Origin of the sequence: Constantimarinum furrinae, from assembly GCF_014295415.1 — a bacterium.
Classification (GTDB): domain Bacteria; phylum Bacteroidota; class Bacteroidia; order Flavobacteriales; family Flavobacteriaceae; genus Constantimarinum; species Constantimarinum furrinae.
Genome location: NZ_CP052909.1, coordinates 2241849 through 2264699 on the forward strand (window position 1 = coordinate 2241849; position 22851 = coordinate 2264699).

Below are 22851 nucleotides of genomic sequence, written 5' to 3' on the forward strand. Positions count from 1 at the left end.
TGTAAGAATTCATAATAAAATAGAAAAGAACGATGTACAACGCATTAAGTAACAATACCAGTGTATAGCTCCATTTCCATGTATATTTTTGTTTTTCTTCAGTCATAAGAACCTCTTTATTCGTTTCTTTCTTTTCCAAGGGAGAGCAGGTTAGCAAAAAGGCGATACGCCCCGGGAACCCCGGCAGGTAATTCTCTAAAAAAGCTTAGTCCCGTGTATATATAATACCCTTTTCCGTATTTGGCTACAAGGAGTGATCCCTTGGTTTCCGGATCATTTACATCGTGCATCCCTAAGATCGGGGTAAACTCGGCGGCCCATTCGTTTGGGAAGTACAAACCGCGTTCCTGAACCCAGTTGTCGAAATCGAGACCGGTGATCTTGTTAGGGTAATTTAATACAGGATGATTAGGAGCGAGTATACGTACTTCCGAACCTTCATCGGTTACTCGATCGCGTGACAGTGACAAGGAATAAGGTGCTAAGTCTGGAGTGACCAGCCTGTGGCTCGTATTGTATTGCAGTAACAGATTTCCTCCATTTGCTACATATTCATTTAGAATATTTTGCTTGAATGCCAGCTCCGGAACCGTATTATACGCACGTATGCCCACTACTATGGCATCAAAACGACTCAGATTCTCAGGGGTGATCTCTTCCGGCTCAATGGTGGTTACCTCATATCCAATTTGCTTTAAACTCTCAGGGATAGCGTCTCCGGCACCATTGATATATCCAATAGCATCTCCTTCTTTTTTAATATTTAGCCTTACGATCTTTGCTTCAGAAGGCATTAGAACACTTTGATACGGAAAATGATCGTAATCCAGCGTGATGAGTTCCTTATCGAAAAACCGATCACCAATCTGAACCAAGGGCTTTAACACCCCTTCACTCTGATCTGCCGGAGGATTTACAGTAAAGATCACCGTTTGCTCTTCCCCAATATTGGCAAGTGAAAATGTGTGTTGCGCAGGATTAACCACCCATCCATTTGGGTGTTGCAGGGTCACTGTCCCGGTGATATTTTCCCTTCCTGCCCTTACGATCACAGGTATCTCCCGCGATTCGCTATTTGAAAAAATTAGGACTTTTTCGGGAATTTCTGAAGTCACCTGCGGAAGTATTTCCAGAGGACGGTATACTTCTCCCTTAACAGGGTCATTACGTTTATATAGAATATTTTTTTCGGTGATTACTGTGGATCGACTGATCCCCAATTGAAACACCAATTTTTCTGAAGCTGGGGTCTCCGGTAGACCAATTAAGTCCCGGGGTGCTTTATACATCCCCAGGCTCCCTTTTTCATTAAGCCAATAGGGCGTTGAATAACCGGTACTTTCAGAAGTAATGCTAACCTCAAAGCTTTGCTTTTCGTTCGCTTCAAGCGTAGTGGAAGGAAGATCCAGTTTTTTTCCGCCAGTTGTAGATACGGCCTGCAATACAACGGGAAAACTACTGCGATTGATCGCTTCAATATTGACGGTATAGGATTGTCCGGGATTTATAGTATTTGTCACGGAAACGGCTTCGAGGAAAATTCCGCCGGCATCTAGGATAAGTTGTTCCAGTTGTTTGAGCTTGATCTCCCGCCAGTGGTCGTTTTTCAGGAGTTTTACCTGTTCGTATGCCTGTAAAAGTGAAGGCAACATGGCCGAAGGGTCCTTAAAATTGAAATTCTCCTCCAGTGGATTCAGGATTGCACCAATCGCAGCACCGCCTTCAATACGAGACCAGCTGGTATCGATCCCGTCGAAAAGGTTGTTCTTGTCCTTCGGAAAATCCCCTTTTAAAAATTCGAGGTATTCGGTCTGATTACCTCTCGTTCCGGTACTTCCGAATCCTTGTGACTTATGCATACTCCTGCTTAATGAAGCGATCTCCCCGTTTGAAAGGCCCAAAGAGGGATAGTAATTTCCCGTTTCCACTTCCACCAGATTTGTCTTATCTGCTTTTTCAAAATTTTCCTCACTGCCGTAAAACCACCATGAGGTATTGAAAAACAAACGCTTAGGCTGCCAAACTCCAAACCGTTTAGCACTTTCAGAATAATTTGTAGGATCACTTGCCAAGTCGAAAGCTTCGAAGCCCAACATAGCCGAAGAAGTATGGTGCCCATGGGTAGAGCCGGGATTTCTATGATTAAAGCGGTTTACGATGATATCGGGTTTAAAGCTGCGTATCGCTCTTACTACATCGCTCAATACTTCATCTTTGTTCCAGATCTTCAATGTTTCATCGGGATGTTTAGAATATCCAAAATCGTTGGCACGGGTAAAAAGCTGTTGTCCGCCATCGATGCGTCTTGCAGCAAGCAATTCCTGGGTTCTTATTACTCCCAGGAGCTCTCTTATCTCGGGACCAATCAGATTTTGTCCGCCATCCCCTCGGGTAAGTGATAAATAGGCGGTACGTGCTTTAACATCGTTTGCTAGGAAGGAAATAAGTCGGGTGTTTTCATCATCGGGATGTGCGGCAATATATAATGCCGAGCCCAGAAAATTAAGTTTTTGAAGGTTGTGATATATTTCGGAAGCAGTTGGTTTTTGGGGTGGTTGTGCGATTATGGGAAAAGAAAGCAGAAGGAATACCAACAGTATTTTTCGCATGATTTGATCGATTTTTTCGGTAAGAATCAAATATACCGAAAATAAAAAAGCGCTTTAATCTATTGGCTGTTCTTTAACATTTTTATCCTCTTCGTGTAGAAACTCATCAAACTCGTCTGGTTTTATGATACTTACACCCTTTTGAAGCAGCAAACTATTGGGGTAAGTGATAATTTCTCCGGACGGACTTTTAAGAACGATCTGAAAGGTTTTAATATCTTCAATAATACCTTCAAAGGTGTATTCTTTGTCGTGAATTTTTATAAAATCCCCGATCTTATAGGGAAACGTAAAGAACATGATGATTCCACTGGTAATGTTACTTAGGATGGACCATTGGGCAAAAAAACCTATCCCTATCACGGCAAAAACAGAGGACATCACCCAGCCCAGATCCTTAAATTCTACGCCCCAAACGAGCGTAAGACCGATGAGGATAAAAAATATAGTCGCAAAAACAATGTGCTTTAGAATGAGACCAGTGCGGTGTTCTACGCGCTCCGATTTTTTTGCAAAACGTATTACCAGACGATTCAGGATTAGTCGAATGACCAAAAAGACTACAACAATGGTAAGTGATTGCAGAATTTGACTTAAGTGCGCTTCAATGATCTCTCTCATATTACAAAGCTAAGGAATCCCTGAGGATCTCATCTTTTTTATTGTTCTGACGCCAGTACGCAGATCGCATTCTTTTTAGTTTTACTGCGGTCGTCTTCAACCTACTGGTATCGTTCTCCCTTCCCGCATTTGTTTCTTCCCATTGCTCAATTTCGTACGGAAATGTACTGTTAAAATACCAGGTGATCTGCCGTTGAAGTTCCGGGTAATTGACTGAATAAATACTGAGTGAATCTCCTTGCTTTAAACTGGCAAAAGCGGTATGAATCTCTGGTTTCTTATGATGGAAGCGCATATATTCAAACGATGGGAGAATATGAATATCTCCGGTAGGCAGTTCGTTTGGATCGATACGAATTAGGTTCCACAGTTCGTTTTCCAGCCAGCTTTGTTGCAATGAGACTTCCATATCGGCTTCACCGGCAAAATACGAATGGGTCGTGATCTCGAAATCATCCCGGTTGTTGAGTTGCATGTAGACCTGCCCACACCATTCCTGTACCGAATGACTTACTTTTAAAGCGTGACCCTGGTTGGTAATGGGAGAGAATGTACTGGTCATAACCGAATATGGATAAATTCCGGTTATAAAGTTCTTGGTGTTGTTCAGTTTTAAAACAGAAATGGTCTCTTCAGAAGCGTTATTTGCCTTAACCTGTTCGTCACGAAGAAAATCCTCGGTAACAAAGATATTTACCGAAGTTCCCTCCCTTAGTTCCCCATATCGCTCCTGAACAAGACTGTAGGAGGTAAGTTCTGCCGTACCATTATACCAATATGATTTGAATTCTTCCGTAAGATTGCGTTCGTTCTGTTCTTTTTTAGTTTCCTTTTGATCACTACTTAACGGAATTAAGTTTTTTTCAGAATCGGCGCAACTCCAAATGAACATTAAAGAAAGAAATACAAAAGAATATGGGAAGCGTAGCAATTTCATTCTGAAGTGGTTTTCAACAAAAATACTTAAAAAAATCACTGCCCGGCAATCTCAAGCAGGGTTTTGTAGACCAATGCGGTTGGCAGCCCCATCACATTAAAATATGAGCCTTCGAGGCGTTCTATAGCAATATATCCTATCCATTCCTGAACTCCATAACTTCCCGCCTTATCAAATGGTTCGTAAGTTCGTAAGTAATGGTCGATCTCCGCCGAAGAAAGTTCCTTGAACCAGACCGTCGTGGTGTCGTGTATGGTCTTCTGAAATGATATTGTAGTAAAACAAACCGATGTGATAACTTGATGCTTAGCCCCGCTCAAACGCTGCAACATTTTTCTGGCTTCTTCAGTATCGCGTGGTTTCCCGATAGCAATATTGTCTTTCCAGACAACGGTGTCGCTCGTAATAAGCAAGTCTTTTTCTGAAAGATCGGGGAAGGCGGTCGCTTTAAGTTGTGATAAATAGTCTGTGATAGCTGAAGCCTTTAAATGGTCCGGGTATGTTTCTTCAATCTCTCTGACTTCTATACTGAAGTCCACATCCAGTTCCTTAAAGAATTTCTGACGGCGGGGAGATCCTGACGCCAGTATGATATTGTAATCTTTTAATGTATTCCGAAGCATATTTTATTTTTAAAACCTTTAAACTTCAACCCGTAACCCCTCCCATTTTTAATGTCAGTGTGCAAAAGGATGGAGTAGGATGGAACCCATTCCAAAAAGCATGATCAATTTCAATAAAACTGACAAACGGCTGTAATCTTTAGGGGAATCTGCCGTCCATGCTTTTACACAAAAAAACAGTAATGGAGCTACTACACATAATAAGAAATACAATACTGTCCATTGTCTGTCATATAGAAAGGTATACATATAAGCAATGACTGCTGCCAGCGCGATCACGCCTAAGATAAAAACGATCAAAATAGTGCGTTTTCGTCCAATGGCGATAGGTAAAGTATTCATTCCACCGTTCTTATCACCATTTATATCCTGCATATCTTTTACGATCTCTCTAATGAAATTCAGTAAAAAAGCAAAGAGGGCATAATCGATCAATATTCTGAATACAGCCGACAAACTCTCGCGATTTTGATCGGTGATGCCAGGCACTAGATCAAAGATCCCTACAATAATGATGCTTAGCGCCACCAATGCCGAAATAAGGAGATTGCCTACCAATAATATCGATTTAAGATAGGAAGTATAGAGGTAAAGCAAGGCCGAAATCCCTATAAACAGGGCAGCAAACCCCGGTTTGCCTATTTTATTGGCCAAGAAAAATCCGATTCCTACCCCGATAACATTTAGCAAAATATAATATCGATTGGCGTTTTTTTCAGAGATCTTAGTACCTACAATCACTTTTGTTGGTTTGTTGATCCTGTCTATATTAACGTCATAAATATCGTTAATTACGTATCCACCGGCAGCGATGCAAAGCGTTGCAATTATTAGTAAAGAAAAAGATAAGTTGTTTAAAACTGTATCAATGCTATAGGGTTGAAAGAGCCCGAACTTAAAAAACAGTTGAACCATTGCTATAAACAGCAGATTCACGGGGCGTATAAGTTTCAAATAATTCATGAATGGTATTCGTGCGCTATAAGTTGATAAATGATCCTGCCAAACCCCTTGTATTCGCTTAATCGTATTTTGCACTGGTATTCCCGTTTGTGATCCAGTTCCCCTGAACTTTCAGGACTTGTTCGATCACATCCCTTACGCAGCCTTTTCCACCTTTTTTATGAGACACATAAGCACTTATATCTTTGATCTCGGGTGCAGCATCCTGGGGACAGCAAGGGAGCCCTACGATTTTCATTACCTCCAGATCGGGTAGGTCGTCACCCATAAAGAGCGCATTTTCACTTTTTAATTGATGTTCTTTCAAGAACGTCTGCAGCGTTTCAGTTTTGGCATGAGTTCCCAAATAGATGTGTGTAATCCCGAGTCCGTTTAACCGCTTTCGCACCCCTTCATTTGATCCACCGCTAATTATTACGACAGTATACCCTTTATCGACAGCAGTTTTTAAAGCGTAGCCGTCCTTTATATTCATGGAACGGTACATTTCACCTTCGGTGGTCACCATGATGGTTCCATCGGTAAGCACGCCATCTACGTCAAAAACGAAGGTTTTAATGTGGTTGAGGTATTCTTTATAGCTTTTTTCCATAGGAATCTTGAATGGCGTTATTTAGGATTTCATAAATTGTTTTGTACGGACTTTCTGAGAGCAAATGTAAATGTTTTTCAATTGTCTTGGTATCCTTCCTTTTGGCAGGACCTGTCTGTGCTGCGGAAGGTGACATGTTTTCAATCTTTGCCGCAGTTTCATATATTAGAGGTTTCAGCAGCTCGAAGTCAAGGTTGTGTTCATTCAGAATAGTTTCGGAAACACCGTATAAGTAGTTCACAAAATTATTTACAAATACGGCTGCCAAATGTAACTTCGCCCGCTCCGTGGAATTTATGTTTACTACATTTTCAGAAAGAATACTTCCCAGCTGATGGAGAACTTGAAAATCCGTTTCTTCTTCAGCTTCAATACAAACAGGCACCTTTTTCAGGTCCAGAACTTTGCCCTGAGAAAATGTCTGAAGTGGATAAAGGACGCCCCTTCGGTTTGCTGCCGATAACGTATTCATGTCGACTCCGCCTGAAGTATGCACAACCAGTCTGTCTTGAAACGGCAAGCTTTCAGAAACAGTGGCAATGGCGTTATCGGGTACTCCAATGATATACACATCGGCGGGCAGGATTTGGGAAAGCTCTGTAGTAAGCGCTATATCGTCAAGAGATTGATGTAAAACAATATTATTTCTGTTATATATTTGAATTACAGAAACTTCACTATTTTCATATAAAGCGTTACATAAATTAAAATTTACATTTCCAAATCCAATAAAACATACCGATATCATAGTAGCGAAGTTAAAAACTTTTTTACTGGCTCAGCGATAGATCTTGCGTTTTATGATTTCAATTTCTCCTTCCGATTCAAGCTGCTTAAAAGCCCTTATCACAGTTTCGACACGCAGGCCGGTTAGATCTGCTATTTGCTGACGTGTAAGATCGATCTGAAACAGTGTATCTCCACCGTATTTTTTCTTTAAATGATCTACGAGGGTAAGAATGCGATGTTCGGGAGGATGGACAGACATCTCTTTTAGGATCATCGCTTTGTATGCAAGCCGGTTGGACAGCGTAGCCGTAAATTTTAAATGGGTGTTAAAATTGGATTTTAGCAATTCAAACAGCATTGCTTTACTCAACTTAAACACCGAAGAATCTTCTGCGGCCTCGGCCGATGCCGGATATTTAAATGCACCAAACAGTGGCGGTTCTCCAAAACTGTCACCGTCATAGAAAATACCCTGAACAAATTCTTTTCCATTTTCATTGAGGTTGAACATTTTTACGCTTCCGCGCTGCACCTGAAAGTAGAATTTAGCGGTATCACCTTCAGTAAATATGGTCTCATTACTGCGGTAATTCACCAATTTGGCTTTGTGCGACAATAGCAGTTCTTCAGAAATCAATGCTTTATGATTTGGCTCATAAACCGGGAAGGTTTGGGCGTCTAATTTTGTATAAAAATAAATAAAACAATAATGAAGGCAATGTCAATACAACATTTAAAAGGAGAGTTTGGAGATAATTTATTCATGTATATCCCATTAACAATAATTTTGCAAAGCTGTTTGGGTTCTATCGCGGCTATGATGATCTTAGCACAAGGTACCACCCTCGTTTCCGGAATAGAACTAACTATATGTGTGATTCTGAGTATGGCTTATAATGCGGCTTTGTTGGCACAAATGAAATCTGATATCAGTTTTTGGTTATTAATGGCTAGCTTAGCCGGTAATAGTATTTTAATTTTTGTCAATCTAATTTGATGTATGCCACAAAAATCTTTAGAAACACGTGAGGACATTCTGCTTTTAGTCCGCACCTTTTACGGTAAGGTAAGAACAAATGATCTATTAGGTTCTGTGTTTGAGCCGGTTATACAGGACTGGGAAGCTCATTTTGTACGACTCACCGATTTCTGGGAGAGCAATTTGTTCTTTGAGAAAAAATACAAGGGAGATCCGCTTCAGAAGCACGTTGAAGTAGATGCATATCACGGAGGGACAATTAATGAGCTTCATTTTGGAGTTTGGTTAAATCTATGGTTTGAAACTCTGGACGAATTGTTTGAACCCGAATCTACATATCTTGCTAAGAACAGAGCCAGAAATATGGGTACTTTTATTCATTTAAAAATTTTTGAAGCCAGACAAAACGGGGATTAAAGATCCAGAAACAGTTAACAGGATTAATGTAGTTTTTCAAGGTCAAATTCAGTAAATTTGCAGCAAAATTCGCGATAATGCAAAAGAGAATTGCTTCTGTACTATTTTCCACTCGTCTAACCGCTGTATTATTTATCGTTTTCGCTGTTGCCATGGCTGTTGGCACTTGGCTGGACAGGGCAGCCGAAACCTCACCAACGCCTTATACTCGTGAAGTCGTTTACAACGCTTGGTGGTTCGAGCTAATCATGCTCATCTTTGTCATAAATTTTGTTGGAAACATCTTCAGGTTCCGATTGTATAAAAAGGAAAAATGGGCAACGCTTACCCTGCATTTATCGTTTATTTTAATATTGATTGGAGCCTTTGTTACCCGTTATATAGGCTTTGAGGGGGTGATGCATATTCGGGAAGGTGCTACGGAAAATATCATGCTTTCCAACGAAACCTACCTCAATACATTTATCGATGGCGATTATGTAATGAACGGCGTAAAGCAACGCCGGATAGTGGATCCTAAAAAATTAAATCTATCTGAACGCCTCGACAATGATTTTACCATTAAAACCGATTACAACCAATTGCCTGTAACGATTTCGTATGTAGATTTTATACAAAATGCGAAGGAAGGACTTATTGAAACTGAAACAGGGGATCAATATATTAAGATTGTAGAGGCGGGAGATGGCAATAGGCATGATCACTGGATTAAGCTGGGAGAAGTTGTGAGTATACACAACGTTCTCTTTGCGGTGAATAAGCCTACCCCCGGAGCAATAAACATTAATTATAACGAAGATGGAAGTTATAGTATTGAAACTCCTTTTGAAGGCAATGTGATGCGCATGGCAGATCAACAACAAAGTCTGGTGGCTAAAGACAGTGTTCAGCCTTTGTTATTGCGGTCACTATATCAATTGGCAGGAATGTCATTTGTGATCCCGGATCCGGTTACCACGGGAACGTATGGTGTGGTAAAATCGCCTTTAACCGAAAAAACCAATAAAGATGCCCTTATTTTAAAAGTAGCAACTCCAAACGAATCCAAAACGGTCGAATTATTAGGCGGGAGAGGAAATACACCCGATCCTGAGTTGGTGGAAGTTGATGGCTTAAAAGTGTACTTGTCCTACGGTTCCGAAAAGTTGGAGCTTCCCTTTAGTATTACACTTAATGATTTTATTGCCGATAAATATCCGGGTACCGAAACTGGCTATTCTGCATTTAAAAGTAAGATCACTGTAAATGATCCCGATGAGCCGTATTACGATTATGAAATTTATATGAATCACGTTCTGGATCACGGTGGTTATCGATTCTTTCAGGCTTCTTTCGATCCCGATGAAAAAGGAACTGTTTTGTCTGTTAACCACGATTTCTGGGGCACCTGGATCACTTACATTGGGTATTTCCTTTTGTACTTTGGACTGATGGCCATACTTTTTGACAAGAATACCCGCTTTGCAGCCTTAGAGAAAATGCTGGATAAAGTAAAGAAGAAAAAAGCCAAGTTGGTTACGGTACTTTTATTAGTTGTAGCTTTTACGTCGAATGCCCAACAAACCGATTCTCACGCTCATGAAAATACGAGCAAACGACAGATTGATTCTATTATTAAGGCCAATGCGGTGACTAAAGAACATGCGGCAAAGTTTGCACAACTTATCATTCAGGATAACGGGAGGATGAAGCCCGTAAATACCTTTGCCAGTGAATTACTTCGGAAAATAAGCAGGAAGAACAGTTATGAAGGATTGGATGCCAATCAGGTGTTTCTTTCCATGACCGAATTCCCCCGGGTTTGGGTAGAAGTACCTTTGATAGCCTTAAAACGAGGTAATGACAGTATTAGGGATGTAGTTGGGGTTTCGGAAGATACACAGCGTATCGCATTATTGGATCTGTTCGATAAGGAAGGAAATTACAAGCTGGAGCCATATCTGGCAGCAGCAACTTCTAAAGCGAATCCAAATCAGTTTGAAAAGGATTTTATAAAAGCACATGAAAATTTTTATTTGCTGAATCAGGCACTAAGCGGAGGCATTCTGAAAGTTTTTCCAATCCCGAATGACGAAAACAACAAATGGATCTCTTATCCCGAATTGGAGCAGGCGCAATTTAAAGGCACCGATTCTATAATCACCCGAAGTATATTACCCTTGTATTTTAATGAGCTTCAGAACGCCAGAAAGACAGGAGATTATACTGAAGCAGAAAAACTACTCAGCGGGATCACTAAATTTCAGAAGGAAAATGGGGCAGAGGTAATGCCTTCAGAAAATAAAATTAAAGCAGAGATCATTTATAACAAGGTGGATATTTTTAACCGCTTGTACAAGTATTTTGCATTGATGGGATTCCTGATGTTCGGGTTTATCATTTTCAGAATTTTCAGGGAAAACCGCTTTTCGAAAGCAATGGTAGCCGTTTGCAAATACATTATCTGGAGTTTCTTTATTCTAATGACGCTTGGGTTGATTTTACGTTGGTATGTAAGTGGCCACGCACCCTGGAGTGACGCTTATGAATCGATCATTTACGTAGGCTGGGCGACAGTTTTCTTCGGACTCGCATTTGGGCGCAAGAGTAACCTTACCATTGCTTCTACAGCCTTTGTTGCTGCGATCATCTTGTGGGTGGCCAATCAGAACTGGCTGGACCCTGCTATCGCCAATTTACAACCGGTACTCGACAGTTATTGGTTAATGATACATGTTGCTGTGATCGTTGCCAGCTACGGGCCCTTTACACTTGGGATGATCCTGGGAGCCACTTCTTTGTTGCTTATGTTGCTTACCACGAAGAAGAATAAGGTGAAAATGGATCTTAACATTAAGGAGCTTACCATAATTACCGAAATGGCGTTAACGGTTGGGTTAGTAATGCTTACCATAGGAAACTTTCTGGGCGGCCAATGGGCCAACGAAAGCTGGGGTAGGTATTGGGGATGGGACCCCAAGGAAACTTGGGCACTTATAAGCATCATGGTTTACGCCTTTGTAATCCATATGAGATTGGTACCGGGATTGCGTGGAAGATGGTTCTTTAATGTGATGGCGATCTTTGCCTATGCCTCCATTATGATGACCTATTTTGGGGTGAATTTCTATTTGGTTGGTTTACATTCTTATGCCAGTGGAGATGCACCGGTTACACCAAGCTTCGTCTACTACATTGTAATCATTGCTGTATTATTGAGTGCAGCGTCCTATTTCAGGTTCAAGAAATTTTATGATAAAAAAGGATAAGCGATTAACTTATCCTTTTTTATAATTTCTGAAAGCAATAACTAGTTATAGATATAATCCGGCTGATCGTTAACCATACGATAATCTTCCTGTATGTGTTCACTGATCTCAAGTTTGTGATAGAGTTCTTTGGTTTGCTCTTCTATCTCGGCTTCGGTGGTCTTTAGCTTTCTTGCGATCTTTGCGTTATCCTTTCCTTCCGAAATGTATTGCAACAACTTAATTTCATAACCGTCCAGATCGTAATGCATAATAAGGTTTTCAAGATACACGTCTTCCATTAGCTGTGAAGCAGTTTTTCTGTTCATGACCTCCTGTCTTTTTAGGAAGATACGAAGTTCGGTTTGACGCAATCTGTTCTCTTCTTTGATGGCCCTCATTCGATACATAATGGCGTAGGTTATTATAAGCATTTCCACAAGGGTTGCCACCTTTAAATGTATCGCTTCAGTGAACAGAAAATTAATGCCCAAACTCTGAAGGACAAAGAAGTCAATGGCGAAAAGTAAGGGGATACTGCAGGCAATCACGTAAAATTTCGGATAATTCTTTTGGCTGAAAAGCACTACACCTGCAATAAAATAGATAGTGACAATACTAAAAGAGAGCACATTTGCAATGGGTAAAAACCCTACAACATCTGAAAGCGCACCCGATAGGAATAATACTCCTGCTGCACCAAAAACCAAATAAGATACCCAACGTAATTTTGGGAAGGTTTCATTGATAGTTAGATAATTAGATGCAAATACTGTTGCTAATACGCTGGTCATTAAAATCAAGAAGGACGATAACACATTATTGTTAACACCATTTTCCATTCCTATCATCGCAAACAAGCCATCACTGTAAAAGAATAGGGCCGTCATAGCAGCCATGGCCAGAGAATAATTCATAAAAAGCTTTTCCTCAAACAAAAAGTAACAAACCAGATTAAGGAGAATAACCATTATGGCAAAACCATAGAACATCCCTTGACGGAACGTAGTGGCTGAAGCCATTACTTCAACAATTTCAGCTTTACTATTTGTTAAAATTGCTGAAGAGACATAGTCCGTATCAATTTTTTTGTAGGAAAATTCTTCAATATGAAAAATCCCTCTATTTTTGAATGGAGTCACATCGGAGTGAGCAAGGTAAGTTTTAGGGGTAAAATAATTAGGGATAGAATGTACTTCTTCCGCGGTAATTTTCGGCGCTATTTCTTTCTTAGCGGCTGCCTTAAATGCAACCAAATCAAGACTTTTAGAATTGATGTCGGCTGTAATAATCGATGAATTTGCAAAGCAAATTTGCGATGAGAAAACAACCATAAGACACAACGCGAGGGGTAAAAATCGTAGCCTCATAATAAGTAGGTTTTAGTAATTTGGGTATACCAATATACTCAAAAATTACATTTCACCTAATTTTTTTGCATTTAATCGATAAAAATTAAAAAGTCGTCAGAATTCTGACGACTTTCAGGGGGCTTATAAAAGGTAGTGATTATTCTGTTTCTCCCACCATATCCTCGGGTTTTACCCAATTGTCAAATTCTTCAGCGGTGAGATACCCTAGATTTACAGCTTCGGTCTTTAAAGTAGTTCCATTTTTATGTGCAGTATTCGCAATTTCCGCAGCCTTATAATATCCGATCTTGGTATTCAAGGCCGTGACCAGCATTAAAGAGTTATTTAGTAATTCGTCGATGACTGCACAATTTGGCTCGATGCCCGAGGCACAATGCTCGTCGAATGAAACACAAGAATCACCTATTAATTGGGCCGATTGAAGAAAATTCGATGCCATCACAGGTTTAAAGACATTAAGCTCGTAGTGTCCCTGCATTCCTCCAACCGCTATGGCCATATCGTTACCAATTACCTGAGCGCACACCATTGTAAGCGCTTCGCACTGTGTTGGATTTACTTTGCCGGGCATGATCGAGGATCCCGGTTCATTGGCAGGTATGGTGATCTCACCTATACCACTACGAGGACCACTAGCCATCATTCTAATATCGTTTGCGATCTTGTTAAGTGAAACCGCAAGTTGCTTCAATGCGCCGTGAGATTCTACGATTGCGTCATGTGCCGCCAATGCTTCAAATTTATTTTTTGCGGTAACAAACGGAAGTCCGGTAAATTCAGCTATATATTCAGCAACCTTCACCGAATATCCTTTTGGTGTATTGATACCGGTACCTACGGCAGTGCCCCCTAAAGCTAACTCGGCTAAGTGCGGCAAAGTATTCTTTAAAGCTGTAAGGCCATGCTCGAGCTGAGAGGCGTATCCGCTGAATTCCTGACCCAGAGTTAGGGGAGTAGCGTCCATTAGATGAGTGCGACCAATTTTTACAATGCTTTTGAAAGATTTAGATTTTTCTTCCAGAGTCTTGTGCAGTCGGCTCACTCCGGGTATAGTTACTTCAATAAGTTTTTTATACGCCGCAATGTGCATGCCGGTAGGGAAGGTGTCGTTAGACGATTGCGACTTGTTTACATCATCATTGGGCTGAAGCGTTTTTTCCCCTTCACCTACAGTTTTTCCTGCCAACTGCTGTGCCCTATTGGCGATCACTTCATTCACGTTCATATTACTTTGGGTACCGCTCCCGGTTTGCCAAATTACCAACGGAAACTGATCATCGTGTTTTCCTGCAAGGATCTCGTCACAAACAGTAGCAATAAGATCTCTTTTTTGTTCGGTGAGTACGCCTAATTCACAATTTGTAAATGCTGCAGCCTTTTTAAGATATGCAAAGCCGTAAACGATCTCTAACGGCATGGATGCCGGAGCTCCAATTTTAAAATTGCTACGGGATCGTTCTGTTTGTGCCCCCCATAATTTATCGGCCGGCACCTTTACTTCCCCCATGGTATCTTTTTCGATTCTGAATGTCATAATGGTAGTTTAGGAATGAATACAAAGTTACGAATTACCGCAGTTTTACTCAAGGTGAAAGCTGTTTAATTCCTGTGAATAAATTGAAGTGATTTGTTGTTTTTTCTGAAAAAATCATATTATCTTTGAAACGTCTTAAAAAACACGTTTTATTATGTTTGAATTCGATCAATACCTAGGATTTTTAGCGTTCTTAACCATTTTAACCATCGGCTTTTGGTTAATGATCTTCCTTATTTCCTTTATTCCATATTGGATTGGAGGGGCATTGTATGAAAACTGGAAATTAAAGCGTGAAGCCAAGAAACAGGAATCTAAAGCCTAAGCTTTTCAAAATATCATAATGTAAAAAGGAAGCCATTTGGCTTCCTTTTTTATTGACTAACACTTGCAGAAATTAGGGTTTTCCTTCAAAACCCTCTCCCTCATCATCACCTCCGTTACCGTCGTCTCTGCGTCCACGGTCACGTTGTTTTTTCTGGTTAAATCGATATGTGAACGACAAGGTAAATTGTCGCTCCCTCCATTGGAATTCGTTTTCACTAATAAAAGTATCAGTAGTAGTAGTAGAAATACGCTTTCGTGAATTAAGTAGATCGCTTACGTTAAATGCCAGCGTTCCATTATCATCCATAATATCTTTACTGAAAGCAAGATTCAAGGATAGTATGCCTTCAGATTCTGTTTGCGCATTATTACTGGGGCCCCGGTAAAAAGCGTTGGTTTGCCAGTCTATTTTTGCAGGTAGGCTAATTTTTGAGCTGAATCTCGCAAACCAGCTGGTATTTTCAGCTCCGTAATCTACCTCATTAAAGAAACCGTCGGTAACGAACTTAAAAAAGTTGAAGCTCCCGTTGAGCCTAAGCCATTTTAACGGATTGTACAGCATCCCGGCTTCAAAGCCGTAACGCTGATTGGTAGAAAGGTTTATAGGAATGGTTCTGATGATTGGAATACCATTAGAAGTCACTTCCCCTGTGTCTTCCTGAATACGCTCAAAGGCATCTGTTTCGTGTTGATAATAGATAGAAGCTGTAAGGGTTAATTTATCCCATCTTCTAAGGTAACCAAGGTCGAAAGCACTGGCATAGGCCGGATCCAGATTCGGATTTCCCTGAAAGACATTGGCTTCACTGGAACGGGAAGGGAAGGGGTTGATAAAGAATCCACGGGGTCTGTTAATCCTTCTGTTATACCCCAATGTCACATTTTCCCGTTCCCCTAATTCGTAGATCAGGTTCACGGTTGGAAAAAGTCCGGTGTAGTTTTTATCGAAATTAAGATTGGCTTCAATAGGATTATTCGCAGTATTGGCTTCTACTTTTCCTTTTAATTGAGTGTTTTCGAGCCGGAGTCCGAGTAAAAAAGAAAACTGCCCAAACTTATTTCCGTATTGTGAATAAACTGCATTCACATTCTCATTATAGGTAAACACATTAGAGAGATCACTGTTTCGTACGAACACTCCACTGGTTCCGTCTTCTTCCAAAAGCTCGTAGTCGGTAATGGATTCTTCGTAATTTCCTCGTATCCCTGCTTCAAACTGAGCGTTTTCACCTAATGGCAACACATAATCGGCCTGTAGTAAGAGTTCGGTTTCAGTTTCGATGGACGTAATGTCTTCCGAAGGCAAAATTACTGTAGAAGGAAATGTATTTCTTTCCTCGATCAATGATTTTTCAATTTCTTTATCATTTTCATATTGCGCATCGATCTTTAGCTCATGACCGTCTTCATTGAATCTGTTGATATAATTAAGCGAAAACTGATAACTGTCATCCTCTTCTCCTTCATTCTCGGTTCTGAGACGGGTGAGGGCAAGGTTGTTTTGAGAGTTGAATTCGTTGGTTGTGTTTACAGTTTCGGTTTCATTGTCTCCAAGACGGTAGAATCCCGAAGCTGTAATGGACGATTTATCATTGATAAAATACTCTATCCCTAAGTTGGTATTAAACCCTTTCCGTAACCTATTATAATCCCGGTCTTCGATCACCAGCGGATTGGCCACTGAAGGTGAAAAATACCGGTTCTCAAAAAAGGCGTTACCGGGCGAATTATTATACCGTACCCCTGTCGTATTAAAAATATTGAACTTATCGGTTCTCAGGTTTATGTTTCCTGTAAATCCACTACTTAATGGCACTCCATAGTTTGCAGTGAAAGACCCGTTTAGTCCGAGAGTCTTTTCTTTCTTAAGAATGATATTCAGGATCCCCGCGGTTCCTTCGGCGTCATATCTGGCAGAAGGTGAGGTAATCACTTCTACACGGTCTATGGCATCGGCAGGCAGTTGGCGCAGTGCATCGGTGGAACCAAAACCGGCAATGGCCGATGGTTTCCCGTTGATGAGAATTCGTACGTTTTCATTTCCGCGTAAGCTTATTGCTCCTTCAACATCTACGGTAACCGAAGGCACGTTATTAAGTGCATCACTAACTGTAGCACCACTTGTTGTAAGATCCTTTCCAATATTGTAGATCTTTTTATCTAAGCGCACCACAACTTCAGTCGTTTCTGCCCGCACCACCACTTCGTCCAGGCTTTCAGAATCTAATGCGAGGGAAACAGTAGGTAATGTCGTATCTTTTGTGAACCGCTGATTGGTAAGTCGTTCGGTTTTATAGGAGATAAATTCAAATTGTACCGTATATACACCGGGGCTTATCATTACAGTGTATTCGCCATTTAGGTCTGTAATCCCTCCTGTAACTATATTTCCTTCAGTGTCGATAAATGCAACGGTTGCGTATTCTAACGGATAGTTGGTGCCATCTTCAACGATTTTTCCTTTAATGGTAATGTCTTTGTCTTCCTGGCGTTGTGCGGTGGCAAAAGTGAGGCAAAACACACAAAGTGCGGCAAGGTAAATTTTCATAGTTGGATTTTGGAGTATTTGACCGCGAAATTACCGGTGGGTTTAAGTACCGATTCACAATATTTTGTTAAAATACTCTGCCTGAATTATAAAATTGAAAGTGCAACTTCTGCCGGTCGCGCAATAACAGCTTTATCACCTTGAACCACAATAGGTCGCTGTATTAGTTTTGGGTGTTTTTGAAGCGCGGTAATGATCTGAGCATCGGTTAATTTTTTTCCTTTATAATTTTCTTTCCATTCCGTTTCATTGGTGCGAACAAGGTCAATGGGATTGATGCCAAGTAGCTTTATTAATTTTTCGATCTGGGCTTTGCTGAGAGGGTCTTTTATGTAATTCACGACGGTTACTTCCTTAGACTGGTTCTCGAGCAATAGTAAACATTCTCTGGATTTACTGCATCTGGGGTTGTGGTAGATCGTTGTCATAATTCTATGGTAGTTTTAATTCTTCAACTTCAAGTGAATAATCATGTTGTAGGTCTTCATGCAATACGGGAATTCTTTTTTGTATGAAGTCCAATTGTCTCTCATATAAGTTTTGGAGGGTACGGTTTCTTCGTATTGACGGCTTAAATGCTTTCAATTTGTGGCAAAAGTATAGCAGCAGTTCTACTTCGGTGGCTTTATGAGGAGAGTATCGATTGTATTTTTTGATAAGCCGTAGAATTTTCCGAACACTTTTTTTTATATAAAAAAAGCTATTCGTATTTATTGTATTAAAGAGTTCATCCACTTCATCTTTTACACCCTGTATAAAAGCCTCTTCGCTCTCGGCTTCAAAGAGGAGGTAAGTAAGAAGCTCTTTATTTTCTTTTTTAAACCGTGCAAGTCGCAGGCAAAGCTGTGTGATCTCGTCGGGCGAGCGAAATGTGAGTTCTTTTTTAATCTGTGCAACAGTGGCTGGTTTCATGAAGGAGCTTGATTTTATAAAGGTATTTATTTTTATTCAGAACTGGCGGTAATCAATCTTAGTAAAATTCTGTTATACTTCGCTGGTATCTAAAATTATGGAGATTGTTAAATATTTATAAAAAAGAAGAATGGATTATTTTTTTTAGTATATTTAGTATATCATATTGGGGTGCTTAATTTATTAGCTGAGAATATACCCACTAAACTTGTTGGATAATGCCAATGTAAGGAATATGATAGCGAAGGGAACTTAGACTTTAAAAAGCTGGTTCCCTTTGTTTTTACAATAATTTTTCAAAACACAAACTGTTTTCCACCCCTTTGTATTGCCCGTAATTCTCGATACGGGTGTATCCATTCTTTTTATATAACTGAATTGCTTCCGGTTGCTTCCAGCCGGTTTCCAGAACACATCGGGTAAGTCCCATTTCTTTCGCCCATATCTCCAATGCTTTTAATATTTCTGAACCCAGACCCTTGCCTCTAAATTCGGGTTTGGTATACATGCGCTTTACTTCAACTGAATTCTCATCAAAAGATTTTAAGGCCCCGCAGGCTACAGCCTGTTTATTCATATACCACACAACCACGTGAGACAGTGAGTCCAAACTATTAAATTGGTTGTAAAACTCATGATCGTCACCATCACGAATGGCGAGATCGGCATCGAGCGCCTTAACCAATTCTTTGAAATGGGGATCTTTAGGATTCGTTCGTGAAATCATGTTCTTCTGTTTACTGACCTTATAAAGCTTGAATTCTTTTATTATACGTGGCTGTCTAAGATTAAATTACAATTCATCACTGGGCTCCTTTTGTCCAGTCATCATTAAATACGCCTTTAAGAATTCGTCGATATAACCATCCAATATCGCATCTGTATTTCCACTTTCATATCCTGTGCGAACGTCTTTTACAAGTTTGTATGGGTGAAGTACATAGTTCCTTATCTGAGACCCCCATTCTATAGCCATTTTGCTGTTTTCGATCTCGTCACGTTGTGCCTGTTGTTTTCTAAGCTCAATTTCATACAATTGGGATTTAAGCATTTGCATGGCCTTTTCCCGATTTTCAAGTTGAGAACGGGTCTCGCTGTTGTGGATTACAATTCCGCTGGGATGGTGAGTAAGGATGGCCTTGGTTTCTACTTTATTCACATTCTGACCCCCGGCGCCACTACTGCGGGCAAAGTCCCAGGAAATATCGGATGGATTTATATCGATCTCAATGCTGTCATCGGCCAACGGATACACATAGACACTTGCAAAACTGGTATGTCGCTTTGCATTGCTGTCGAAGGGAGAAATACGCACCAACCTGTGTACGCCATTCTCACTCTTTAACCAACCAAAGGCATAGTCGCCCTCAATCTCCAGAGTTACGGTTTTTACACCGGCCACATCGCCTTCCTGATAGTTGAGTTCTTTAACCTTAAATCCGTTTTTTTCGGCCCACATGAGGTACATACGCATCAGCATACTCGCCCAATCACAACTTTCTGTACCCCCGGCACCCGCTGTAATTTGAAGAACGGCGCTCATTATATCGCCTTCTTCACTTAACATGTTGCGAAATTCCAGGGCTTCGATGGCTTCTAACGCCTTTTCGAATCTGTCTTCAACATTTTCAGCTTCTCCTTCACCTTCTTTATAGAATTCGAATATTACCTCTGCATCATCGGTTAGGGATATTGCTGTTTCATAATCCTCAACCCATTTTTTCTTATTCCGAAGTTCCTTCATAAAGGCTTCGGCTTGTTGGGGATTGTTCCAAAAATTGGGATCGAAGGTTTTCTCTTCGTCGTTGCTTATTTCGATCTTTTTGCCGGCAACGTCAAAGATACCTCCTTAACGCATCCAGGCGATCTCTAAGATCCTTCAGTTGATCTGGTGTTATCATAGTGTAAGTCCGTAGTAACGGCTGTAGTTTTATTAATACTGAATATTTGCGTAAAATTAGGCTTTATATTTTCAGAAGGAAATAATTTTAAACTAATTTTAGTAGTTTTAGCACATCCCCGTCCAATATTGTTAGTCTATGAAAAATCTTACTGTTCTTATCTTCTTTTTCTTCGGAATGAATATCGTTTCGGGTCAGTTTTTGGAGAAGAAGAAAGACCTCCAATCTTTTAGCGGTTATTTTAATTTTCACTATTCCGATTCCTTAGGCGAAATATATTTGGAAGTACCTAAAACCCGATTGGATGCTGAGTTTCTATATGTGCACTCACTGCGTACAGGATTAGGGAGTAATGATATTGGTCTGGATCGCGGACAATTGGGAGATCAGGCTGTTGTGAAATTTATAAAAAGCGGCAACCAATTGCTCTTGTTAGAACCCAATTTAAAATATCGTGCGATCACCAATAACCAACCCGAACGCAAATCGATAGAGGAAGCATTCGCCCGATCGGTGTTATTTGGCTTTCCCATAAAAGAAACAAAGGATGATCTATATATCATCGATCTGTCTCCATTTCTGCTTTTGGATGCTCATGGGGTGGCACAACGACTCAAGTCTAACAAAGAAGGAACCTATAAACCCGAAAAATCCAGAAGCACGCTGTGGATGGAGCGAACCAAGGCGTTTCCCAAGAATGTGGAGTTTGAGGCATTGCTCACTTTTATTGGAGAACCAACCGGCAGAAACCTGAGAAGTGTAGCACCCGATGTGAATACTATCTCGGTGATCCAACATCATAGTTTTGTAGAATTACCCGATGATAAGTACAAACCCAGAGATTTCGATCCGCGCAGCGGTTCCTTTTCTATCAATTATCAGGATTACAGCACACCCATCTGGGAGCCGCTTACCAAAAGATTAATTACGAGACACCGATTAGAGAAAAAAGATCCATTAGCAGCGGTTAGTGAAGCCGTGGATCCTATTATTTATTATTTAGATCCGGGAACGCCTGAGCCGGTGCGTTCGGCACTGCTGGAAGGAGCGGCTTGGTGGAATGAAGCGTTTGAGGCTATTGGGTATAGAAATGCCTTTCAGGTAAAAATATTGCCCGAGGATGCGGATCCCATGGATGTGCGTTATAATGTAATACAATGGGTACATCGTTCCACCAGAGGTTGGAGTTATGGGGGAAGTATCATCGATCCAAGGACAGGAGAGATATTAAAAGGACACGTAAGTCTGGGTAGCCTGAGAATTCGACAGGATTTTATGATCGCTCAGGCGTTAATGGACAAACCTTTCGCACAGCGGGATGATAATCACCAGCAAATGCTCAATATGGCATTAGCGAGAATTAGACAATTATCGGCGCACGAAGTAGGGCACACCCTGGGATTTGCCCATAATTTTGCGGCCAGTGCCAACAATAGAGCCAGTGTTATGGATTATCCGCATCCTCAGCTCACTTTAATAGGGAATACAGTGAATTTTGCCAACGCTTATGCGACGGGCATTGGGGATTGGGATAAAGTTACGGTGGCTTATTCGTATGCTGATGTGCCATCGGGGGTAAATGAAAAGACTTACCTCAATTCAATTTTGGAGAGTGCCTTTGCGAATGGCCTGCGGTATATTACCGACAGTGATGCCCGGGCACAGGATGGTGCACATGCTAGCGCTCATTTGTGGGACAACGGGACGAATGCTTCGGAAGAGTTAAATAACGTTTTAATGCTTCGGAAGGTCGCAATGCAAAATTTTTCTGAAGACAATATCCGAACCGGCGAACCCTTTTCAGTATTAGAAGATGTATTCGTACCGCTGTATTTTTATCACAGATACCAAACGGAAGCCGCCGTAAAATTAATAGGTGGAATGGATTACGATTATTCGGTTAAGGGATACAACAGTACTATGCCGGAATTCCTTCCGAAGGAAATCCAGACCGATGCATTAAAAGCAATACTGCGTACGTTAGAAGCCGAAACCCTTGCCATACCTCAAGATAAACTAAAATTATTTCCTCCAAGAGCCTATGGATATAACAGAGGCCGGGAATCTTTCCGAAGCGACACCGGTGTAGCTTTCGATGCCTTAGGTGCTGCAGCCACGGCCAGTGATATGACCTTAAAACTATTATTACATCCTGAAAGAGCCAATCGGCTTATTCAGCAAAAGGCTTTGATACCTTCAAGTTTAGGACTTGCCGAGATTTTGACTAATTTGGTGAATCGATTTGAGGACAATGAGGGGCCTTCAGCATACTTAAGCGAAATTAAAAAGACTGTAAACTGGACGGTGCTACAACACTTAATGACTTTGGCGAATCATTCAAAAGCGACACCACAGGTTAGAGCCATAACAGATGCAGCGCTAAATGAGATTTCAGTGATGCTTAAAAAGGAGAAGGATCCCTTTTCAGAATTGATCAAAAAAGAAATTCGGGAATTTATTGAACATCCCGAGAAATACAAATCGGATACGGTGCCTGCGATTCCCGATGGCAGTCCGATAGGAAGCTATCAATGTTTAATGGAATAAAGAATCGGTAAT

20 protein-coding genes and 1 riboswitch are annotated in these 22851 nt (G+C 40.8%); of the genes, 5 read left to right on the forward strand and 15 right to left on the reverse strand.

Annotation, left to right across the window (positions count from 1 at the left end):
- Positions 1-116: 116 nt before the first annotated feature.
- From ALE3EI_RS10275 to ALE3EI_RS10310, 8 genes are read right to left on the reverse strand one after another with little or no spacing between them, the layout of a single operon-like run.
- On the reverse strand, positions 117-2609 hold the full coding sequence (locus ALE3EI_RS10275) for a PIG-L family deacetylase (RefSeq protein ID WP_186988355.1): 2493 nt from the start codon (positions 2607-2609) through the stop codon (positions 117-119).
- A 54-nt stretch (positions 2610-2663) separates the two neighbouring features.
- The gene (locus tag ALE3EI_RS10280; RefSeq protein ID WP_186988357.1) at positions 2664-3230 is read right to left on the reverse strand and encodes a mechanosensitive ion channel domain-containing protein; all 567 of its coding nucleotides are present in this window, start codon (positions 3228-3230) and stop codon (positions 2664-2666) included.
- A gap of 1 nt (position 3231) precedes the next feature.
- Complete coding sequence (locus ALE3EI_RS10285) at positions 3232-4167, reverse strand: septum formation inhibitor Maf (protein ID WP_186988359.1); 936 nt, start codon at positions 4165-4167, stop codon at positions 3232-3234.
- A 35-nt stretch (positions 4168-4202) separates the two neighbouring features.
- Complete coding sequence (locus ALE3EI_RS10290) at positions 4203-4790, reverse strand: Maf family nucleotide pyrophosphatase (protein ID WP_186988361.1); 588 nt, start codon at positions 4788-4790, stop codon at positions 4203-4205.
- A 54-nt stretch (positions 4791-4844) separates the two neighbouring features.
- Positions 4845-5753 (reverse strand): geranylgeranylglycerol-phosphate geranylgeranyltransferase, encoded by a 909-nt coding sequence (locus tag ALE3EI_RS10295; protein ID WP_186988363.1) that lies wholly within the window; start codon positions 5751-5753, stop codon positions 4845-4847.
- 58 nt (positions 5754-5811) lie between these two features.
- Positions 5812-6345 carry a KdsC family phosphatase gene (locus ALE3EI_RS10300; protein WP_186988364.1) on the reverse strand — a complete coding sequence of 178 codons (534 nt, stop codon included), beginning with the start codon at positions 6343-6345 and terminating at the stop codon, positions 5812-5814.
- The gene (locus ALE3EI_RS10305; RefSeq protein WP_186988366.1) at positions 6329-7093 is read right to left on the reverse strand and encodes a Rossmann-like and DUF2520 domain-containing protein; all 765 of its coding nucleotides are present in this window, start codon (positions 7091-7093) and stop codon (positions 6329-6331) included. The genes ALE3EI_RS10300 and ALE3EI_RS10305 overlap by 17 nt, the downstream gene beginning before the upstream one ends.
- 30 nt (positions 7094-7123) lie before the next feature.
- Positions 7124-7711 carry a Crp/Fnr family transcriptional regulator gene (locus ALE3EI_RS10310; RefSeq protein ID WP_186988368.1) on the reverse strand — a complete coding sequence of 196 codons (588 nt, stop codon included), beginning with the start codon at positions 7709-7711 and terminating at the stop codon, positions 7124-7126.
- 72 nt (positions 7712-7783) lie between these two features.
- On the opposite strand from ALE3EI_RS10310, the gene ALE3EI_RS10315 reads away from it, so the two are divergent.
- The 3 genes from ALE3EI_RS10315 to ccsA all read left to right on the forward strand — a co-directional run bounded on the left by ALE3EI_RS10315 (position 7784) and on the right by ccsA (position 11718).
- Positions 7784-8071, forward strand: coding sequence for a hypothetical protein (locus tag ALE3EI_RS10315; RefSeq protein WP_233279954.1), 288 nt, complete (start codon positions 7784-7786; stop codon positions 8069-8071).
- Positions 8072-8074: 3 nt separating this feature from the next.
- Positions 8075-8470: a group III truncated hemoglobin gene (locus ALE3EI_RS10320; RefSeq protein WP_186988370.1), complete on the forward strand. Its 396-nt coding sequence runs from the start codon at positions 8075-8077 to the stop codon at positions 8468-8470.
- Positions 8471-8547: 77 nt separating this feature from the next.
- Positions 8548-11718, forward strand: a complete 3171-nt coding sequence (ccsA, locus tag ALE3EI_RS10325) for a cytochrome c biogenesis protein (RefSeq protein ID WP_186988372.1) — start codon at positions 8548-8550, stop codon at positions 11716-11718.
- A gap of 41 nt (positions 11719-11759) precedes the next feature.
- Here ccsA and ALE3EI_RS10330 read toward each other — a convergent pair whose 3' ends face one another.
- Both ALE3EI_RS10330 and fumC read right to left on the reverse strand, forming a co-directional pair.
- Positions 11760-13067: a 7TM-DISM domain-containing protein gene (locus ALE3EI_RS10330; RefSeq protein ID WP_186988374.1), complete on the reverse strand. Its 1308-nt coding sequence runs from the start codon at positions 13065-13067 to the stop codon at positions 11760-11762.
- A gap of 139 nt (positions 13068-13206) precedes the next feature.
- Positions 13207-14604, reverse strand: coding sequence for a class II fumarate hydratase (gene fumC / locus ALE3EI_RS10335; RefSeq protein WP_186988376.1), 1398 nt, complete (start codon positions 14602-14604; stop codon positions 13207-13209).
- A 154-nt stretch (positions 14605-14758) separates the two neighbouring features.
- Here fumC and ALE3EI_RS10340 point away from each other — a divergent pair, with 154 nt between their 5' ends.
- Entirely contained in the window at positions 14759-14929 is a 171-nt protein-coding gene (locus tag ALE3EI_RS10340) for a hypothetical protein (protein WP_186988378.1), read from the forward strand.
- 72 nt (positions 14930-15001) lie between these two features.
- On the opposite strand, the gene ALE3EI_RS10345 is transcribed toward ALE3EI_RS10340, so the two are convergent.
- From ALE3EI_RS10345 to prfB, 5 genes are all read right to left on the reverse strand, one after another.
- Complete coding sequence (locus tag ALE3EI_RS10345) at positions 15002-17479, reverse strand: TonB-dependent receptor domain-containing protein (protein ID WP_186988380.1); 2478 nt, start codon at positions 17477-17479, stop codon at positions 15002-15004.
- Between the two features lie 86 nt (positions 17480-17565).
- Positions 17566-17907 (reverse strand): arsenate reductase (glutaredoxin), encoded by a 342-nt coding sequence (gene arsC / locus ALE3EI_RS10350; RefSeq protein ID WP_186988382.1) that lies wholly within the window; start codon positions 17905-17907, stop codon positions 17566-17568.
- Positions 17908-17911: 4 nt separating this feature from the next.
- Positions 17912-18391 (reverse strand): hypothetical protein, encoded by a 480-nt coding sequence (locus ALE3EI_RS10355; protein WP_186988384.1) that lies wholly within the window; start codon positions 18389-18391, stop codon positions 17912-17914.
- 157 nt (positions 18392-18548) lie between these two features.
- A riboswitch (TPP riboswitch) is annotated at positions 18549-18641 on the forward strand.
- A gap of 33 nt (positions 18642-18674) precedes the next feature.
- Positions 18675-19118, reverse strand: a complete 444-nt coding sequence (locus tag ALE3EI_RS10360; RefSeq protein ID WP_186988386.1) for a GNAT family N-acetyltransferase — start codon at positions 19116-19118, stop codon at positions 18675-18677.
- Between the two features lie 66 nt (positions 19119-19184).
- Positions 19185-20292, reverse strand: a protein-coding gene (prfB, locus tag ALE3EI_RS10365; RefSeq protein WP_186988388.1) for a peptide chain release factor 2 whose coding sequence is annotated in 2 segments (ribosomal slippage) — positions 19185-20228 and positions 20230-20292 — 1107 coding nt in all. Because the reading frame shifts where the segments join, the coding sequence is not laid out codon by codon here.
- A 138-nt stretch (positions 20293-20430) separates the two neighbouring features.
- Here prfB and ALE3EI_RS10370 point away from each other — a divergent pair.
- The gene (locus ALE3EI_RS10370; protein WP_186988390.1) at positions 20431-22839 is read left to right on the forward strand and encodes a zinc-dependent metalloprotease; all 2409 of its coding nucleotides are present in this window, start codon (positions 20431-20433) and stop codon (positions 22837-22839) included.
- Positions 22840-22851: the final 12 nt, after the last annotated feature.

What these genes read in the sequence shown, in the direction of transcription:
- ALE3EI_RS10300 (WP_186988364.1), bottom strand. Translation starts at nt 6,345, where the DNA reads ATGGAAAAAAGCTATAAAGAATACCTCAACCACATTAAAACCTTCGTT.
- ALE3EI_RS10370 (WP_186988390.1), top strand. Translation starts at nt 20,431, where the DNA reads ATGAAAAATCTTACTGTTCTTATCTTCTTTTTCTTCGGAATGAATATC.
- ALE3EI_RS10340 (WP_186988378.1), top strand. Translation starts at nt 14,759, where the DNA reads ATGTTTGAATTCGATCAATACCTAGGATTTTTAGCGTTCTTAACCATT.
- ALE3EI_RS10280 (WP_186988357.1), bottom strand. Translation starts at nt 3,230, where the DNA reads ATGAGAGAGATCATTGAAGCGCACTTAAGTCAAATTCTGCAATCACTT.
- ALE3EI_RS10290 (WP_186988361.1), bottom strand. Translation starts at nt 4,790, where the DNA reads ATGCTTCGGAATACATTAAAAGATTACAATATCATACTGGCGTCAGGA.
- ALE3EI_RS10315 (WP_233279954.1), top strand. Translation starts at nt 7,784, where the DNA reads ATGAAGGCAATGTCAATACAACATTTAAAAGGAGAGTTTGGAGATAAT.
- ALE3EI_RS10275 (WP_186988355.1), bottom strand. Translation starts at nt 2,609, where the DNA reads ATGCGAAAAATACTGTTGGTATTCCTTCTGCTTTCTTTTCCCATAATC.
- ALE3EI_RS10320 (WP_186988370.1), top strand. Translation starts at nt 8,075, where the DNA reads ATGCCACAAAAATCTTTAGAAACACGTGAGGACATTCTGCTTTTAGTC.
- ALE3EI_RS10345 (WP_186988380.1), bottom strand. Translation starts at nt 17,479, where the DNA reads ATGAAAATTTACCTTGCCGCACTTTGTGTGTTTTGCCTCACTTTTGCC.
- ALE3EI_RS10360 (WP_186988386.1), bottom strand. Translation starts at nt 19,118, where the DNA reads ATGATTTCACGAACGAATCCTAAAGATCCCCATTTCAAAGAATTGGTT.
- ALE3EI_RS10330 (WP_186988374.1), bottom strand. Translation starts at nt 13,067, where the DNA reads ATGAGGCTACGATTTTTACCCCTCGCGTTGTGTCTTATGGTTGTTTTC.
- ALE3EI_RS10285 (WP_186988359.1), bottom strand. Translation starts at nt 4,167, where the DNA reads ATGAAATTGCTACGCTTCCCATATTCTTTTGTATTTCTTTCTTTAATG.
- ALE3EI_RS10295 (WP_186988363.1), bottom strand. Translation starts at nt 5,753, where the DNA reads ATGAATTATTTGAAACTTATACGCCCCGTGAATCTGCTGTTTATAGCA.
- ALE3EI_RS10305 (WP_186988366.1), bottom strand. Translation starts at nt 7,093, where the DNA reads ATGATATCGGTATGTTTTATTGGATTTGGAAATGTAAATTTTAATTTA.
- arsC (WP_186988382.1), bottom strand. Translation starts at nt 17,907, where the DNA reads ATGACAACGATCTACCACAACCCCAGATGCAGTAAATCCAGAGAATGT.
- ALE3EI_RS10355 (WP_186988384.1), bottom strand. Translation starts at nt 18,391, where the DNA reads ATGAAACCAGCCACTGTTGCACAGATTAAAAAAGAACTCACATTTCGC.
- ccsA (WP_186988372.1), top strand. Translation starts at nt 8,548, where the DNA reads ATGCAAAAGAGAATTGCTTCTGTACTATTTTCCACTCGTCTAACCGCT.
- fumC (WP_186988376.1), bottom strand. Translation starts at nt 14,604, where the DNA reads ATGACATTCAGAATCGAAAAAGATACCATGGGGGAAGTAAAGGTGCCG.